The organism is Cereibacter sp. Soil_C_27 (assembly GCF_057657095.1).
On sequence record NZ_JBDGJD010000006.1, the window covers coordinates 193,212 to 206,859 of the forward strand.

General features: G+C 68.1%; 15 protein-coding genes. 11 read left to right on the forward strand and 4 right to left on the reverse strand.

Translation table 11 applies throughout. The features are described 5' to 3' along the window. Positions 1-38: 38 nt before the first annotated feature. The 3 genes from AC3A5Z_RS20520 to AC3A5Z_RS20530 all read right to left on the reverse strand — a co-directional run bounded on the left by AC3A5Z_RS20520 (position 39) and on the right by AC3A5Z_RS20530 (position 3,646). Positions 39-1,403, reverse strand: coding sequence for a sensor histidine kinase (locus AC3A5Z_RS20520; RefSeq protein WP_487521185.1), 1,365 nt, complete (start codon positions 1,401-1,403; stop codon positions 39-41). 110 nt (positions 1,404-1,513) lie between these two features. Further along, complete coding sequence (locus AC3A5Z_RS20525; RefSeq protein WP_487521146.1) at positions 1,514-2,920, reverse strand: dihydrolipoyl dehydrogenase family protein; 1,407 nt, start codon at positions 2,918-2,920, stop codon at positions 1,514-1,516. A 3-nt stretch (positions 2,921-2,923) separates the two neighbouring features. Then, positions 2,924-3,646, reverse strand: coding sequence for a TVP38/TMEM64 family protein (locus AC3A5Z_RS20530; RefSeq protein ID WP_487521186.1), 723 nt, complete (start codon positions 3,644-3,646; stop codon positions 2,924-2,926). Positions 3,647-3,913: 267 nt separating this feature from the next. Here AC3A5Z_RS20530 and rpmH point away from each other — a divergent pair, with 267 nt between their 5' ends. From rpmH to yihA, 8 genes are all read left to right on the forward strand, one after another. Continuing rightward, complete coding sequence (gene rpmH / locus AC3A5Z_RS20535; RefSeq protein WP_008032609.1) at positions 3,914-4,048, forward strand: 50S ribosomal protein L34; 135 nt, start codon at positions 3,914-3,916, stop codon at positions 4,046-4,048. A 26-nt stretch (positions 4,049-4,074) separates the two neighbouring features. Next, positions 4,075-4,476, forward strand: coding sequence for a ribonuclease P protein component (gene rnpA / locus AC3A5Z_RS20540; protein ID WP_487521147.1), 402 nt, complete (start codon positions 4,075-4,077; stop codon positions 4,474-4,476). Further along, positions 4,473-4,721 carry a membrane protein insertion efficiency factor YidD gene (yidD, locus tag AC3A5Z_RS20545; protein WP_136790792.1) on the forward strand — a complete coding sequence of 83 codons (249 nt, stop codon included), beginning with the start codon at positions 4,473-4,475 and terminating at the stop codon, positions 4,719-4,721. The genes rnpA and yidD overlap by 4 nt, the downstream gene beginning before the upstream one ends. Before the next feature lie 56 nt (positions 4,722-4,777). After that, positions 4,778-5,638 (forward strand): tRNA 2-thiocytidine(32) synthetase TtcA, encoded by an 861-nt coding sequence (gene ttcA, locus AC3A5Z_RS20550; RefSeq protein ID WP_487521148.1) that lies wholly within the window; start codon positions 4,778-4,780, stop codon positions 5,636-5,638. Between the two features lie 68 nt (positions 5,639-5,706). Beyond that, entirely contained in the window at positions 5,707-7,239 is a 1,533-nt protein-coding gene (locus AC3A5Z_RS20555; protein ID WP_487521149.1) for a putative bifunctional diguanylate cyclase/phosphodiesterase, read from the forward strand. 160 nt (positions 7,240-7,399) lie between these two features. Further along, positions 7,400-9,295 (forward strand): membrane protein insertase YidC, encoded by a 1,896-nt coding sequence (yidC, locus tag AC3A5Z_RS20560; protein ID WP_487521150.1) that lies wholly within the window; start codon positions 7,400-7,402, stop codon positions 9,293-9,295. Beyond that, a complete protein-coding gene (locus AC3A5Z_RS20565) occupies positions 9,292-10,035 on the forward strand; it encodes an MOSC domain-containing protein (protein WP_487521151.1) in 744 nt (247 codons plus the stop codon). Before yidC ends, AC3A5Z_RS20565 begins: the two co-directional genes overlap by 4 nt. Beyond that, positions 10,032-10,685 carry a ribosome biogenesis GTP-binding protein YihA/YsxC gene (yihA, locus tag AC3A5Z_RS20570; RefSeq protein WP_487521152.1) on the forward strand — a complete coding sequence of 218 codons (654 nt, stop codon included), beginning with the start codon at positions 10,032-10,034 and terminating at the stop codon, positions 10,683-10,685. The genes AC3A5Z_RS20565 and yihA overlap by 4 nt, the downstream gene beginning before the upstream one ends. A gap of 54 nt (positions 10,686-10,739) precedes the next feature. On the opposite strand, the gene AC3A5Z_RS20575 is transcribed toward yihA, so the two are convergent. Further along, on the reverse strand, positions 10,740-11,471 hold the full coding sequence (locus AC3A5Z_RS20575; protein WP_487521153.1) for an SDR family oxidoreductase: 732 nt from the start codon (positions 11,469-11,471) through the stop codon (positions 10,740-10,742). 115 nt (positions 11,472-11,586) lie between these two features. Here AC3A5Z_RS20575 and argB point away from each other — a divergent pair, with 115 nt between their 5' ends. Genes argB through AC3A5Z_RS20590 form a run of 3 tightly spaced genes read left to right on the forward strand, consistent with a single transcriptional unit; the run spans position 11,587 to position 13,633 of the window. Beyond that, positions 11,587-12,486: an acetylglutamate kinase gene (gene argB, locus AC3A5Z_RS20580; RefSeq protein WP_136790785.1), complete on the forward strand. Its 900-nt coding sequence runs from the start codon at positions 11,587-11,589 to the stop codon at positions 12,484-12,486. Further along, a complete protein-coding gene (locus AC3A5Z_RS20585; protein WP_487521154.1) occupies positions 12,486-13,130 on the forward strand; it encodes a ferredoxin in 645 nt (214 codons plus the stop codon). Before argB ends, AC3A5Z_RS20585 begins: the two co-directional genes overlap by 1 nt. After that, positions 13,127-13,633: a SixA phosphatase family protein gene (locus AC3A5Z_RS20590; protein WP_487521155.1), complete on the forward strand. Its 507-nt coding sequence runs from the start codon at positions 13,127-13,129 to the stop codon at positions 13,631-13,633. The genes AC3A5Z_RS20585 and AC3A5Z_RS20590 overlap by 4 nt, the downstream gene beginning before the upstream one ends. The last annotated feature ends 15 nt before the right edge of the window (positions 13,634-13,648 follow it).

A 13,648-nucleotide genomic window follows, 5' to 3' on the forward strand; every position in this document is an offset into this window, starting at 1 on the left:
GGCCTGCCGGGCAATGCAAGGGCCTAATCGCGAAAACTTCACGCCTCTTCGGCAAGTCCCGCACTTTTCGGCAGGCGGATCATGAATTCGGTGCCCTCGCCATCCGACTTCAGCAGATCGAGCCGCCCGCCATGGCCGCGGACCAGTTCGGCCGAGATCGCGAGGCCGAGGCCGGAGCCGCCCTTGCGCGCCCCGCCCTGGAAGGCGGTGAAGAGATGCTCGCGCGCCTTGGGCGGCAGGCCGGGGCCGGTGTCGCCGACGCGGATCCACCATTCGGCCTCACCCTCGCCCGCGGCGATCTCGATGGTGCCGGGGCGGCCGGTGGCGTCGATCGCCTGCCGGGCGTTGCGCATCAGATTGGCGAGAACCCGGTGCAGCTGCTCGCCGTCGGCCCGGATCATCATGCCGGAGGGCACGTCGACGAGACAGGAGATGCCGCCACCGTCGCCCAGCTGTTCGCCCTCGGCCACATCCTCCACCAGACGGCGCAGCGGGAAGCGGGTAAGCTGCGGCGGCGGCTCCTCGGCCTTGCCGAAGGTCAGCGTTGATTCGCAGAGCGAGACGGCGCGGCGGATCGAGCCGACCAGCTTGGGGGCGGCGCGGGCCACCACCGGATCGACCGAATCGCCGATGCGGTCGGCAAAGAGCTGCGCCGTGGTCAGGATGTTGCGCAGGTCGTGGCTGATCTTGGCCACGGCGCCGCCCAGCTGGGCCAGACGCTCCTTCTGGCGCAGCGCGGTGGTGAGCTGGGTCTGCATCATCTGCAGCGCCTCTTCCGCCTCGCGCAGCTCACGCACACTGGCGGTAGGGGCGATGACCCGGCGCGCATCCTCGGGCGCCTCGGCATAGGCCGACATGTGGCGCACCACGCGGCGGATCGGCAGCACCAGCAGGCGGCGCACGGCGAGAAACAGCATCCCCGCCGTCACGATGGAGATCAACGCCGACAGCACCAGCACCCGCAGCCCGTATTCCAGCATCGCCTTGCGCAGCGGTCCACTCTCCATCGTGACCTCGATGAGCGAGCCGCCCTGCTGCACCGGGTCGGCAATCACCCGGATCACCCGGTTCTGCGGATCGGCAAGCCCGAGGAGCGCGTCGCGGATCAGGCCGAAGGGGCCGATCAGCCGCAGGTCGTAGGTGGCGTGGATCGGCGCCGGGATCGGCGAGGAGAGGATCAGCTGGCGCACCTCGTCGCGGCGCAGCACGACGTTGAAGACCTGCGCATTGGCCAGAAGCTCTTCCTCCAGCTCCGGCGTCATCATCTCGTCGGTGGTCAGCAGCGCCAGCGAGGCGATCTGCGCCTTCTCCAGCCGCAGAAGCAGGTAGTCCTCGCGGAAGCGGGCGATGGAGGGCACGAAGATCAGCACCTCCGCCAGCATGACGAAGGCGACGGTCAGCATGAGGAACCGACCCGAGAGCGTATTCAGGAACGCCCCGCTGCCTCTGGTCACCACGGACTTCCTTCCTGCCTGCCTCTTTGCGCGCCTTGCGCTGGCCCGACACCGCCCATTCAGGGGAGGATGCGCTGGATCAGCCGGACAACGTGTTTCACCATAGGATTATCAAAGAGTTTAGGGGAAAAATAGGCTCCGGCGGCACGTTTGGACACCTCGTTCAGGGTCGGATAGGGCAGCACCGCCCCGGTGAGGGCGGAAAGCTTCATCCGGGAGGCAATCGCCAGCGCCCAGAGGCCGATCAGCTCGCCCGCATGGGCCCCGACGATGGAGACGCCGACCGGCCTGCCGCCCACCACCATGAGCTTCAGCAGCCCCTCGGTCTGGCCCTCGGTCTGCGCCCGGTCGTTGTCGTGGAAGGGCTGGCGCAGCACGGTGAGCCGGTCGCCATGCGCCTCGCGCGCCTGGGCCTCGGTGAGGCCGACCTGCGCCAGTTCGGGCTCTGTATAGGTGGTCCAGGGGATATGCGACGTCTTGGCCTTCGACGGCAGGCCGAAGACGATGGAGCGGATCACCACCCCGGCATGATAGCCCGCGACATGGGTGAACTGCATCCCCCCTGCGGCGTCGCCCACCGCATAGACCCGGCGGTTCGTGCTGCGCAGATCGTCGCCCACGGTCACGCCCTTGTCGGTGAAGGCAACGCCGGCGGCCTCGAGGTTCAGCCGGTCGAGCGCCACCTTGCGCCCGGCGGCAACCAGCAGGTGCGAGCCCGTCACCTGCCGCCCGTCGTCGAGCGTGACGGTGAGCCCCGGGGCGACCGAGGCCGCATGGACGCCCTCGATGATCTCCACCCCCTCATCGCGCAGCCGGGTAAGGACGATGGCCGCGGTTTCGGGATCGTCCTTCGGCAGGGCCTTGCCGGCGATCACCGTCACCCGGCAGCCGAGCCTATGATGCGCCTGCGCCATCTCCATGCCGATGGGGCCGCCGCCGATGATCACCAGATGCTCCGGCCTCTCGCGCAGGGCGAAGATCGTCTCGTTGGTATGGGCGGTTACGCTGTCGATGCCCGGGATCGGCGGCAGCGCCGGGCGCGAGCCGGTGGCGATGACGAAGCGGCGGGCGCAGATCGTGGTTTCGCCCACCTGCACCTCTTCGGGAGAGGTGAAGCGGGCCCAGTCGCGCAGCACGGTGACGCCGAGCTTCTCGAACCGCTCCTGGCTGTCGATCGGGGCAATGGTCTCGATCACCCGGAAGACGTGGTCTTTCACGGCGGAGAAGTCGATCTCGGGCTCCACGGGAGCGATGCCGAACCCGGCGCCGCTGCGCATGGCCTGCGCGTGTTTGGCCGCGGCGATCAGCGCCTTGGAGGGCACGCAGCCGGCGTTCAGGCAATCGCCGCCCATCTCTCCCGCCTCGATCAGCACGACGCGCGCGCCCATCTGCACCGCCCCGGCAGCGACCGACAAGCCACCCGAGCCGCCGCCGATCACGCAGATGTCCGTCTCGATGCGCGGCATGGCTCAGACCTCTCTGCGGCGGAAATACTTGATGAGGATAGGCAGGGCCGAAAGCGCGGCAAGCCCGAGGATCGGGAAGAGCACCATCGGGGTGAAGAGAATACTGAGATCCGGCGCCTCGCCCCGCGCCAGCACCGCGCCGAGGCCGGTGCCGACCGAGGTAAGCACCAGCCCGCCCGGCATGATGCCGAAGAAGGTGGTGATGGCGAAGCGGCTGAGCCGGACGTTGAGGAAGGCCGGGATCAGGTTGGCGAGGAAGAAGGGCAGCACAGGGGCGAGGCGCATGAGGAAGAGCACCGACCATTCGTTGTCGCGCAACCCCTCCTGCAGCCGCGCCACGGGGCCGCCGCGGCTCTGCAGCAGGCTGGCGAAACGCGCGCCATAGCCGGTGCGGGCGGCGAGGAAGATGCCGATGGCGCCGAGCGTCGCCGCCACGACATTGTAGAGCACGCCGGGAAACAGCCCGAAGAGAAAGCCGCCCGTCAGGGTGAAGACCGTCGCCCCCGGCAGGCTGAAGGCGACGACCGCCATGTAGGCCAGCATGAAGCCCGCGACCGAGGCGAGATAATGCGCGTCGCGAAAGCCGATCAGCGTGTCGCGGTGCCGCGCCAGCGCCTCGAAGCTGAGCTGGTCGCGCAGCAGGAAGGTGCCGACCACCGCCACCACGAGGATCACGAGGATCGGCAGTCGCGCCAGCAGGGCGCCCCGGCGGTCGGAAGATTTCATCTCGCTCACCGGCTGCTCCTCTGGATCGGTGGCGCGAGGATGGAGGTCGCGGGCCATAAGCGCCAGTGGCCTCACGCGGCCTTGATCGTTTTGCCGGGCTGCGCGAGGATCGGGCCTGCAATTCCCTGCCGCATGGGCAAAATGTTGCAGGATTTCCCGCGCAGGCGAATTGACTTGGGCCTGCGCCGCCCGTAAAGACCGGGCTTCGAATTAACGTGGCCTGCGAATCCGCGAGGGTTTCGGCTGCACGTCTGATGGAGATCCGCGATGAAGCGCACTTTTCAACCGTCGAACCTGGTCCGTGCGCGTCGCCACGGGTTCCGCGCCCGCATGGCGACCAAGGGCGGCCGCCTCGTGCTGGCAGCCCGTCGCGCCAAGGGCCGGAAGAAGCTCTCGGCCTGATCGGCTTCCCGCAAGGGAGCTGTGAGATGACGCCGCCGGACATTGCGGAGACGGGCACAGCTGCCCCGTCTGCCGATGTCGCGGCGGTTTCGCCATGTCTGCAGGTGCTGAAGAAGCGAGCGGATTTCCTGCGCGCGGCCTCGGCGTGGCGACAGGGAACGCCCGGATTCCTGCTGCAGGCGCGCAAGCGCGCCGAGGACGGGCCGATCCGCGTCGGTTTCACCTGCTCGAAGAAGCTCGGCAATGCCGTGGCCCGCAACCGCGCCAAGCGCCGGCTGCGCGAGATCGCGCGTTTCACCCTGCCCTCCGGCGGGCGGCCCGGCTGGGACTACGTGCTGGTCGGCCGCCCCAATGCCACGGCGGATCGGAATTTCGCCGCGATGCTTGCCGAGATGGACCGGGCGCTGCGCCAGATCCACGGCGCATGACGCCGCTCGCGCATCTGGTGGCGCTGCCGGTGCGCGCCTACCGCCTGCTGCTGAGCCCCTGGGTCGGACATGGCTGCCGCTATCAGCCGACCTGTTCGGCCTATGCGATGCAGGCGCTGGAGCGGCATGGCGCGCTGAAGGGCGCCTGGCTCGCGGCGCGGCGGATCGGGCGCTGCCACCCCTGGGGCGGATCGGGCTACGACCCGGTGCCGGGGACCGATCCGGAGCATGACCGGCACGGTTGACCCGGGCGGTTTCTGTCGATTTGAGTATCTGGGCCAAGAGAAGCAGGGAGCGCGCCATGCTGGACGATCAGGACGACATCCACCCGCTGTTCCACGGCGCGCCCTCCTCGACCGAGTTCCGCAAGCTGCGCAAACGGATCGTGCGCGAGACCCGCGAGGCGATCGAGACCTACGGCATGATCGAGCGCGGCGCGCGCTGGCTTGTGTGCCTGTCGGGCGGCAAGGACAGCTATACCCTGCTGGCGGTGCTGCATGAATTGCAGTGGCGCGGGCTGCTGCCGGTGGAGCTTCTGGCCTGCAACCTCGATCAGGGCCAGCCGAACTTCCCGGCGACGGTGCTGCCGGAATTTCTCAGCCGCATGGGGGTGAAGCACCGGATCGAGTATCAGGACACCTATTCGGTGGTGATGGACAAGATCCCGCAGGGCCGGACCTTCTGCAGCCTCTGCTCGCGGCTGCGGCGTGGCAATCTTTATCGCATCGCACGGGAAGAGGGCTGTTCGGCGGTGGTGCTCGGCCATCATCGCGACGATATCCTCGAGACCTTCTTCATGAACCTGTTCCATGGCGGGCGGCTTGCCACCATGCCGCCGAAGCTGGTGAACGAGGAGGGCGATCTCTTCCTCTACCGCCCGCTTGCCTTCGTCGCCGAGGCCGATTGCGAGAAATTCGCCAGGGCGATGAACTACCCGATCATCCCCTGCGATCTCTGCGGCTCGCAGGACGGGCTGCAGCGCCAGCAGGTCAAGCAGATCCTCGACGGCTGGGAGGCGCGCAGCCCCGGGCGGCGGCAGGTGATGTTCCGCGCGCTGATGAACGCGCGGCCCTCGCATTTGCTGGACCCGTCGCTGTTCGATTTCGCCGGGCTGAGCATTGGGGTTGACGAAAATCCGACGCAACTTGCGGGCGAAAATTAACCTCCTGCTCAAGCCGAGCCCCTAGCCTTGCCCGGAACAGGGCATTCCCCTGGGCAGCGGGGGACAGAATGGGCATTCTCAGGGACAGATTGATCTGGATCGGCCTCCAGCTTCGGCGGCCCGAGGTTCTGGTCTTCCTGCCGGCGATGACGCTGGCGGCCTTCTGGTTCGGCGGCGAGCGGCTTCTGGCGCTGATCGCGCTGGCCCTGCCGATGGTTCTGGTGCTCGCGGGCGCCTTCCACCTGCGCGAAGCGGCGCCGCCCCCCTTGCCCGACGGGCTCAGCGGGCTGGCGCTGCGGCCGCAGATCGTCTCGGCCCTGGACGAGGTGCTGCGCGGCGCGCCGGTGACCGGGCTCACGACCGCCTGCCTGGTGGTGCAGTTCGACGATGCGGATGTGGTGCTGGACCGGCACGGCCGCGCGGCGCAGACCGAAGTGCTGGCACGCAGCATCGAACGCATCTGCGCGGCGCTGCGACAGGGCGACACGCTGGCAAGGCTGGAAGGCGGCGGTTTTGCCGTGGCGCTGCATGCGGTGCGGCGGCTGGATCTGGAGGTGCTGGTGCAGCTTGCGGCGCGGCTGCAGGCGGCGGTGGCGCCGCCGATCAGCATCGATGCGGTCCGGGTCTATGTGACCTGCTCGATCGGCTTCTGCCTCGCGGCGCGCGCGCCGGCCCCGACCGGGCGGGCGCTGCTCGACGCGGCACAGGTCGCCGCAGACGAGGCGCGGCGCAGCGGGCCGGGGGCGATCCGGGCCTATGCCCCGGAAATGGCGCGCAAACGCTCCGACCGCGACGCGCTGCGCGAGGAGCTGGAGATGGCACTGGACGAGGGTCAGATCAGGCCCTGGTTCCAACCGCAGATTTGCACCGACACCGGCGCGCTCAGCGGATTCGAGGCGCTGGCCCGCTGGCACCACCCGGAGCGCGGCCTGCTGCAACCCGCGGAATTCCTCGCCCAACTCAGCGAGGCCGGGCTGGCCGAGCGGCTGGGCGAGGTGATGCTCTACCAGTCGATGAACGCGCTGAAGCAATGGGACCGCGCGGGCTTCACCGTGCCGACGGTCGGGGTGAACTTCTCGGCGATGGAGCTGCGCAACCCGCGGCTCGTCGACAAGCTGCGCTGGGAGCTCGACCGTTTCGAGCTGACGCCGGACCGGCTGTCGATCGAGATCCTCGAGACCGTGGTGGCCGAGACCGACAACGACATCGTCGTCCACAACATCGCGGCGCTGGCCAACCTCGGCTGCGGCATCGATCTCGACGATTTCGGCACCGGCCATGCCTCCATCACCAATATCCGCCGCTTCGCGGTGCGGCGGCTGAAGGTGGACCGCAGCTTCATCACCCATGTCGACGATGACCGCGACCAGCAGCGCATGATCTCGGCCATCCTCTCACTGGCCGAACGGCTGGGGCTGGAGACCTTGGCCGAAGGGGTGGAGACCCCGAGCGAGCATGCGATGCTGGCGCAGCTCGGCTGCGGCCACGTGCAGGGCTTCGGCATCGCCCGGCCCATGCCCTTCGACGACACGCTGGAGTGGATGACGCGGCACCGGGCCAAACAGGCCGAGACCCTGCGCATCAGCCACCGCGCGCGGTGAAACCCCAAGCGGCGCAGGCCCGGCAGGCGCGGCGCGCGAGAAACCGCGGGACGTTGGGGCATTGCGCCCCACATCTTGGCGATCCGGGGAAAACCGCTTGACCTTTCCGGCCCCCTTCTGTTGAACGACCGCACCCCTGAACAGGAAGCGCGTGCCTTCGATGGACGATCAGAACAAGAACCTCATCCTTGCAACTGCTCTCAGTTTCCTCGTGATCCTGGGCTGGTTCTTCCTCTTTCCGCCGCCGGAGGAGCCTGCCACCGATCCCAACGCCCCGGCGATCACGGCAACCGAGACGCTGCCCGGACAGGCGGTGACGCCCTCGGCCCAGCCCGATGCGCCGCTCTCGCCCGTGGCGCCGGACGCGGTGCTGCCGGAAACCCCGCGCGTGACCATCGATACCGAGCGTCTGCAGGGCTCGATCTCGCTGCTCGGCGGCCGGATCGACGATCTGTCGCTGAAGACCTACCGCGAAACGCTCGATCCGGAGTCGGAGGTCGTGCGCCTGCTCTCGCCGGTCGGCCAGCCGAATGCCTATTACGCGCTCTACGGGTGGACCCCCGGCGGCGCGCTGACCTTCGAGGACGTGCCGGGCGCCAACACCACCTGGACGCTGGCCGAAGGCGAGACGCTGGGCGTGGGCAGGCCGGTGACGCTGAGCTGGGACAACGGCAACGGGCTGATCTTCACCCGCCGCATCTCGGTCGATGACCATTACATGTTCAGCGTGACCCAGGGCGTGCGCAACACCACTGGCGCGCCGGTGAACCTCGCCTCCTACGGGATCGTGGCGCGTCACGGCAAACCGTTGAACCTGCAGAATTTCTTCGTGCTGCACGAAGGCGTTGTCGGCCGCGCCGACGGCGAGCTGGCCGAGGTGAAATACGACGACGTGGCCGAGCTGCCGCAGGTTGCCCGCGAAGGCGCCCTGGCCGAGGTGCGCGAGGCCGCGACCGACGGCTGGATCGGCTTCACCGACAAATACTGGATGACGACACTGATCCCGGCGCAGGGCAAGCCCTTCACCAGCGTGACGAAATACGTCCCCGGCGCCGACATCTACCAGACCGAGACGCGCGAGCCGCTGCTGACCGTCGCCCCCGGTGCCGAGGTGGAGACCACGTCACGGCTCTTTGCCGGCGCGAAGGAATGGGTCACGATCCGCGCCTACCAGAACGACGGCGCGATCGAGGGGGCTCCGGCCGATGCCGCGGCGACGCCGATCCCGGGGTTCATCGATTCGATCGACTGGGGCTGGTTCTTCTTCTTCACCAAGCCGATCTTCGCGGTGCTGCACTGGCTCAACGCCCAGCTCGGCAACATGGGTCTGGCGATCATCGCCCTGACGCTGGTGCTCAAGGCGCTGGTCCTGCCGCTTTCCTACAAGTCCTACGTCTCGATGGCGCGGATGAAGGAGTTGCAGCCCGAGATGGAAGCGCTGCGCGAGCGTGCCGGCGACGACAAGCAGCTGATGCAGCGCGAGATGATGCGGCTCTACAAGGAAAAGAAGGTGAACCCGGCTGCGGGCTGCCTGCCGATCCTGATCCAGATCCCGATCTTCTTCTCGCTCTACAAGGTGATCTTCGTCACGATCGAGCTGCGGCACGCCCCGTTCTTCGGCTGGCTGAAGGACCTCTCGGCGCCCGATCCGTCGTCGATCTTCAACTTCTTCGGCCTCGCCCCCTGGGACGCGCCGATGCCCGGCTCCACCCTGGCGCTGATCTTCATCGGCGTGCTGCCGATCCTTCTCGGCATCTCGATGTGGCTGCAGCAGAAGCTGAACCCGGCACCCACCGATCAGGCGCAGGCGATGATCTTCGCCTGGATGCCCTGGGTGTTCATGTTCATGCTGGGCCATTTCGCCTCGGGCCTGGTGCTCTACTGGATCACCAACAACCTGATCACCTTCACCCAGCAGAACCTGATCATGCGCAGCCATGGCGCCAAGCCCGACATCTTCGGCAACATCAAGGCGGGGTTCAAGAAAAAGCCCGCAGTCGCCAAGGCGGCCAATGACGCCAAGCCGCCGGTCAAGAAGACGCCCGGCAAGAAATGATCCGGCTGGCCCATATCTGCCGCCACCCGATCAAGGCACACGGACGCGAGGATCTCGCGTCCGTTCTGCTTTCGGCCGGGGCTTGCCTGCCCTTCGACCGGCATTGGGCTGTGGCGCATGAGGCGGCGAAGCTGGCGCCGGGCTGGAACCCTTGCGCAAATTTCACCCGCGGCGCCAAGGCCCCGGCGCTGATGGCGATCACCGCGGCGCTGGAGGAGGACAGCCTGACCGTCACGCTGCGCCACCCCGACCGGCCCGACCTGCGGTTCCGCCCCGACGATCCGGCGGATCTGCCCGGCTTTCTCGACTGGGTCGCCCCGCTCTGCCCGCCCGACCGCGCCCAGCCGATGCGGATCGTCAGCGCCGGGCGCGGCATGACCGACAGCGAATTTCCGTCGGTCGCCGTGCTGTCGCTGGCCTCGCTGCGCGACCTCTCGGCAAAGATGGGGCAGGATCTGTCGATCCACCGCTGGCGCGGCAATCTCTGGCTCGAGCATCTGCCGGCCTGGGGCGAGTTCAGCCTGATCGGCCGGGAGCTCCGGATCGGCGAGGCCGTGCTGCGGGTGGAGGAGCGGATCACCCGCTGCCGCGCGACGATGGCCGACCCCGAGACCGGACGGATCGACGGTGACACGCTGACCGCGCTGGCGGAAACTTACGGGCACCGCGATTTTGGCGTCTATGCCACGGTGCTGCATGGCGGTCGGATCGCCCTCAATGATACAGTGGAGCTGCGATGACCCCCCTGCCCTTCCCCCTCGCCGAAGACCCGGAAGAGGCCGCGCGCGAAGCGGGCCGGCTGCTGTTCGCGGGGCCGGTCGATTTCGTCAAGGGCGTGGTCGCCATGCCCGGCCTGCCCCCCGCCGACCGGCTGGAGGTCTGCTTTGCCGGCCGCTCCAACGTCGGGAAATCCAGCCTGATCAACGCACTGACCGGTCGCAAGTCGCTCGCCCGTGCCTCGAACACGCCGGGCCGGACGCAGGAGATCAACTATTTCGCGCTCGGCACCGAGCGTTATCTGGTCGACCTTCCCGGCTATGGCTATGCCGAAGCGCCGCTGGCCATCGTCGAGAAATGGCAGCGGCTGCTCAAGAGCTATCTCGCCGGGCGCCAGACCCTGCGCCGCGCCTTCGTGCTGGTTGATACGCGGCACGGGGTGAAGTCGGTCGATCACGAGATCATGCAGCTTCTCGACCGCTCCGCCGTCACCTTCCAGGTGGTGATGACCAAGGCCGACAAGGTGACCCGGCCCGAGCGCGAGGCGATCCTCGATCAGGTGCGCGGCGCGATGGCCAAGCATCCGGCGGCCTATCCGGAGCTGGTGATGACCAGTTCCGAAAAGGGCGACGGGATAGAGACGCTGCGGGCGATCATAGCGACGCTGGAGTAGGGCCAAAATCCTTGGAAGGATTTTGGCAAGAGTTTTTGCAAAACTCTTGCGGCCTCAGACGTGCTGCGCGCCGTTCACCTCGATCTCGGCACCCGAGATATAGCTCGACTGCTGCGAGCAGAGGAACCAGACGACATCGGCCACCTCGGCCGGCTGGCCGAGACGCTGCATCGGCAGCTTCTCCACGATCTTGTCGGTGCCCGGCGACAGGATCGCCGTCTCCACCTCGCCGGGGGCGATCGCATTGACCCGCACCCCGAGCGGACCGAAGTCATGCGCCATTTCGCGGGTCAGCGCCGCCAGCGCCGCCTTCGACGTGGCATAGGCCGCCCCGGCGAAAGGATGCACCCGGCTGCCTGCGATCGAGGTCACGTTGACGATGGAGCCCTTGGCCGCCGCCAGCTCGTCCTGCAGCCCGCGCGCCAGCACGACGCAGGAGAAGAAGTTCACATGGAACACATGGCCCCAGGTGCGCAGGTCGGTCTCAAGCGTGTTCAGCCGCTTGCCCTCCGGCCCCTTGGGCGAGATGCCCGCATTGTTGACCAGTGCATGCAACCTGCCGTCTATCTTGCCCTTGATGGTCTCGATCGCGGCGATGGTCTTGTTCGGGTCGGCCAGATCGATCTGGATGTGATTTTCCTCGCCACCCGGCCAGGGGCAGCGCGGATCGAAGGGTTGGCGCGAGCAGGTCAGCACCCGCCAGCCCTCCGACGAGAAGCGCTTGACCGTCGCATGACCGATTCCCCGACTCGCCCCTGTCAGAACCAGCGTCTTCTGTTCGCCCATGATCACCCCCGTCTTCGCGGCGACCCTACGCCTGCCGCCGGGATTTGCAAGGCAAGGCACCTTGGCAGGGGGGTGCAAAGACGTTACCAAAAGCTCCAACCAAGGATCCCGCCTCATGAAGAAGCAGTTAGCCAACATGCGTGACTCCATCGCCACCGCCCGAACGCTCTCCGAGGCCCTACCCTACCTGCAGCGCTATGCGGGCGCCGTCGTGGTGGTGAAGTTCGGCGGCAATGCGATGGGCGACGACGAGGCGATGGCCGAATTCGCGCGTGACATCGTGCTGATGCGTCAGGTGGGCGTGAACCCGGTGGTGGTGCATGGCGGCGGGCCGATGATCAACGATCTGCTCGGCCGCCTCGGCATCAAGTCGGAATTCGTCCGCGGCAAGCGGGTGACCGACAAGGCCACCGTCGAGGTCGTGGAGATGGTGCTCTCGGGCCTCGTCAACAAGCGCATCGTGCAGGCGATCAACGATCAGGGCGGGCGCGCCGTCGGCATCTCGGGCAAGGATGACGACCTGATGGTCTGCGTTGCCGACGATCCGGAGTTGGGCTTCGTCGGCAAGCCGGTGGAGATGAACGTGCAGGTGCTGCGCGATCTCTACGGCGCGGGCATCATTCCGGTGGTGGCGCCGGTGGCGACCGGGATGGAGGACAACGAGACCTTCAACGTGAACGGCGACACTGCGGCCGGCGCGATTGCCGGGGCGCTGCAGGCCGACCGGCTGATCCTTCTGACCGATGTCGCCGGGGTGAAGGACGAGACCGGCGCGGTGGTGACGCAGCTTTCGCCCGAGCAGGTACGCGACCTGACCGAGCGCGGCGTGATCGCCGGCGGCATGATCCCCAAGACGGAAACCGCGCTGGCGGCGCTGGAAGCGGGCGTGCGCGCGGTGGTCATCCTCGACGGGCGCATCCCCAACGCCTGCCTGCTCGAGCTTTTCACCGACCATGGCGCGGGCTCGCTGATCCGATCGCTGCCGCCCCGGGTGAAGCCGCGCGGCACCGCCTGATGCTGGCGCGGATCGAAGCGCTGGCCGAGGCTCAGGCGCTGTCGATCCTCGGCGGTTTCGCGGCACGCCCTGACGACCCCCTGCCGAAAGGCACCGCAACGGTGCTGCTCCTCGGCCCCCGCGAGCCCGGCTTCTGGGCGCATCTGACGGCGCAACCCGAGTGGCAGGACGGCCGCCCCGACCCGATCGACCGCTGGTCGCGCCGGGTGATCGGGCGGATCGCCTGCGCGCTCGGGGCCAAGGCGATCTTTCCCTTCGGCGGCCCGCCCTATGCGCCCTTCTACCAATGGGCGCTGCGCAGCGGGCGGGCGCATGTCTCGCCGATCCGGCTTCTGGTGCATGACGAGGCCGGGCTCTTCGTCTCCTACCGCGGCGCGCTGGCGCTGCGTGAGGCGTTGCCCCTGCCGCCGCCGCCGCCAGTCCCCTGCGAGGGCTGCGCGCGGCCCTGCCTCACCGCCTGCCCCGCCGGGGCGCTGTCAGTCGAGGGCTACGACCTCGACCGCTGCCACGGCTGGCTCGACACCGCGCTCGGCGCGGATTGTCTCACCCAAGGCTGTGCCGCAAGGCGCGCTTGCCCCCGGTCGCAGGCCTATGCAAGAGTGGCAGACCAATCCGCTTATCACATGGGGCAGTTCCACCGATGACCAAGCGCCTGATCCTGATCCGCCACGCGAAATCGGCCTGGGACGACCCGCTTGTCCCCGACCACGAGCGACCGCTGAACCCGCGCGGCATCGCCGCCGCCAGCGACCTGGGGCAATGGCTGGCCTCGCGCGGCTATGTGCCGGAGGAGGTGCTCTGCTCCGACGCGCTGCGCACGCAGCAAACCTGGGCGGGCATCGCCGCCGCCCTGCCCGGCGCGCCCGCGCCGGTGCTGAAGCCCGCGCTCTATCATGCCGGGCCGGACGTGATGCTGGCGGTGCTGCGCCATGCCACGGCGAAGACCGTCTGCATCCTCGGCCACAATCCCGGCATCGCCGAATTCGCGCATCGGCTGGTGAAGCACGCGCCGCTGAACACCGAGTTCCAGCGCTATCCGACCGGCGCGACGCTGGTCGCCGATTTCGGCGAGCTGGACTGGGCCGAGGTTGGCTACGGCCAGGCCGAGCCGGCCGATTTCATCGTACCGCGCGAACTGGTCGACTGAAATTTTCTGTCCGCA

What these genes read in the sequence shown, in the direction of transcription:
- rnpA (WP_487521147.1), top strand. Translation starts at nt 4,075, where the DNA reads ATGACGCCGCCGGACATTGCGGAGACGGGCACAGCTGCCCCGTCTGCC.
- AC3A5Z_RS20565 (WP_487521151.1), top strand. Translation starts at nt 9,292, where the DNA reads ATGATCCGGCTGGCCCATATCTGCCGCCACCCGATCAAGGCACACGGA.
- AC3A5Z_RS20555 (WP_487521149.1), top strand. Translation starts at nt 5,707, where the DNA reads ATGGGCATTCTCAGGGACAGATTGATCTGGATCGGCCTCCAGCTTCGG.
- AC3A5Z_RS20585 (WP_487521154.1), top strand. Translation starts at nt 12,486, where the DNA reads ATGCTGGCGCGGATCGAAGCGCTGGCCGAGGCTCAGGCGCTGTCGATC.
- AC3A5Z_RS20530 (WP_487521186.1), bottom strand. Translation starts at nt 3,646, where the DNA reads ATGAAATCTTCCGACCGCCGGGGCGCCCTGCTGGCGCGACTGCCGATC.
- yihA (WP_487521152.1), top strand. Translation starts at nt 10,032, where the DNA reads ATGACCCCCCTGCCCTTCCCCCTCGCCGAAGACCCGGAAGAGGCCGCG.
- ttcA (WP_487521148.1), top strand. Translation starts at nt 4,778, where the DNA reads ATGCTGGACGATCAGGACGACATCCACCCGCTGTTCCACGGCGCGCCC.
- AC3A5Z_RS20525 (WP_487521146.1), bottom strand. Translation starts at nt 2,920, where the DNA reads ATGCCGCGCATCGAGACGGACATCTGCGTGATCGGCGGCGGCTCGGGT.
- AC3A5Z_RS20575 (WP_487521153.1), bottom strand. Translation starts at nt 11,471, where the DNA reads ATGGGCGAACAGAAGACGCTGGTTCTGACAGGGGCGAGTCGGGGAATC.
- AC3A5Z_RS20590 (WP_487521155.1), top strand. Translation starts at nt 13,127, where the DNA reads ATGACCAAGCGCCTGATCCTGATCCGCCACGCGAAATCGGCCTGGGAC.
- yidC (WP_487521150.1), top strand. Translation starts at nt 7,400, where the DNA reads ATGGACGATCAGAACAAGAACCTCATCCTTGCAACTGCTCTCAGTTTC.
- argB (WP_136790785.1), top strand. Translation starts at nt 11,587, where the DNA reads ATGAAGAAGCAGTTAGCCAACATGCGTGACTCCATCGCCACCGCCCGA.
- rpmH (WP_008032609.1), top strand. Translation starts at nt 3,914, where the DNA reads ATGAAGCGCACTTTTCAACCGTCGAACCTGGTCCGTGCGCGTCGCCAC.
- yidD (WP_136790792.1), top strand. Translation starts at nt 4,473, where the DNA reads ATGACGCCGCTCGCGCATCTGGTGGCGCTGCCGGTGCGCGCCTACCGC.
- AC3A5Z_RS20520 (WP_487521185.1), bottom strand. Translation starts at nt 1,403, where the DNA reads ATGCTGACCGTCGCCTTCGTCATGCTGGCGGAGGTGCTGATCTTCGTG.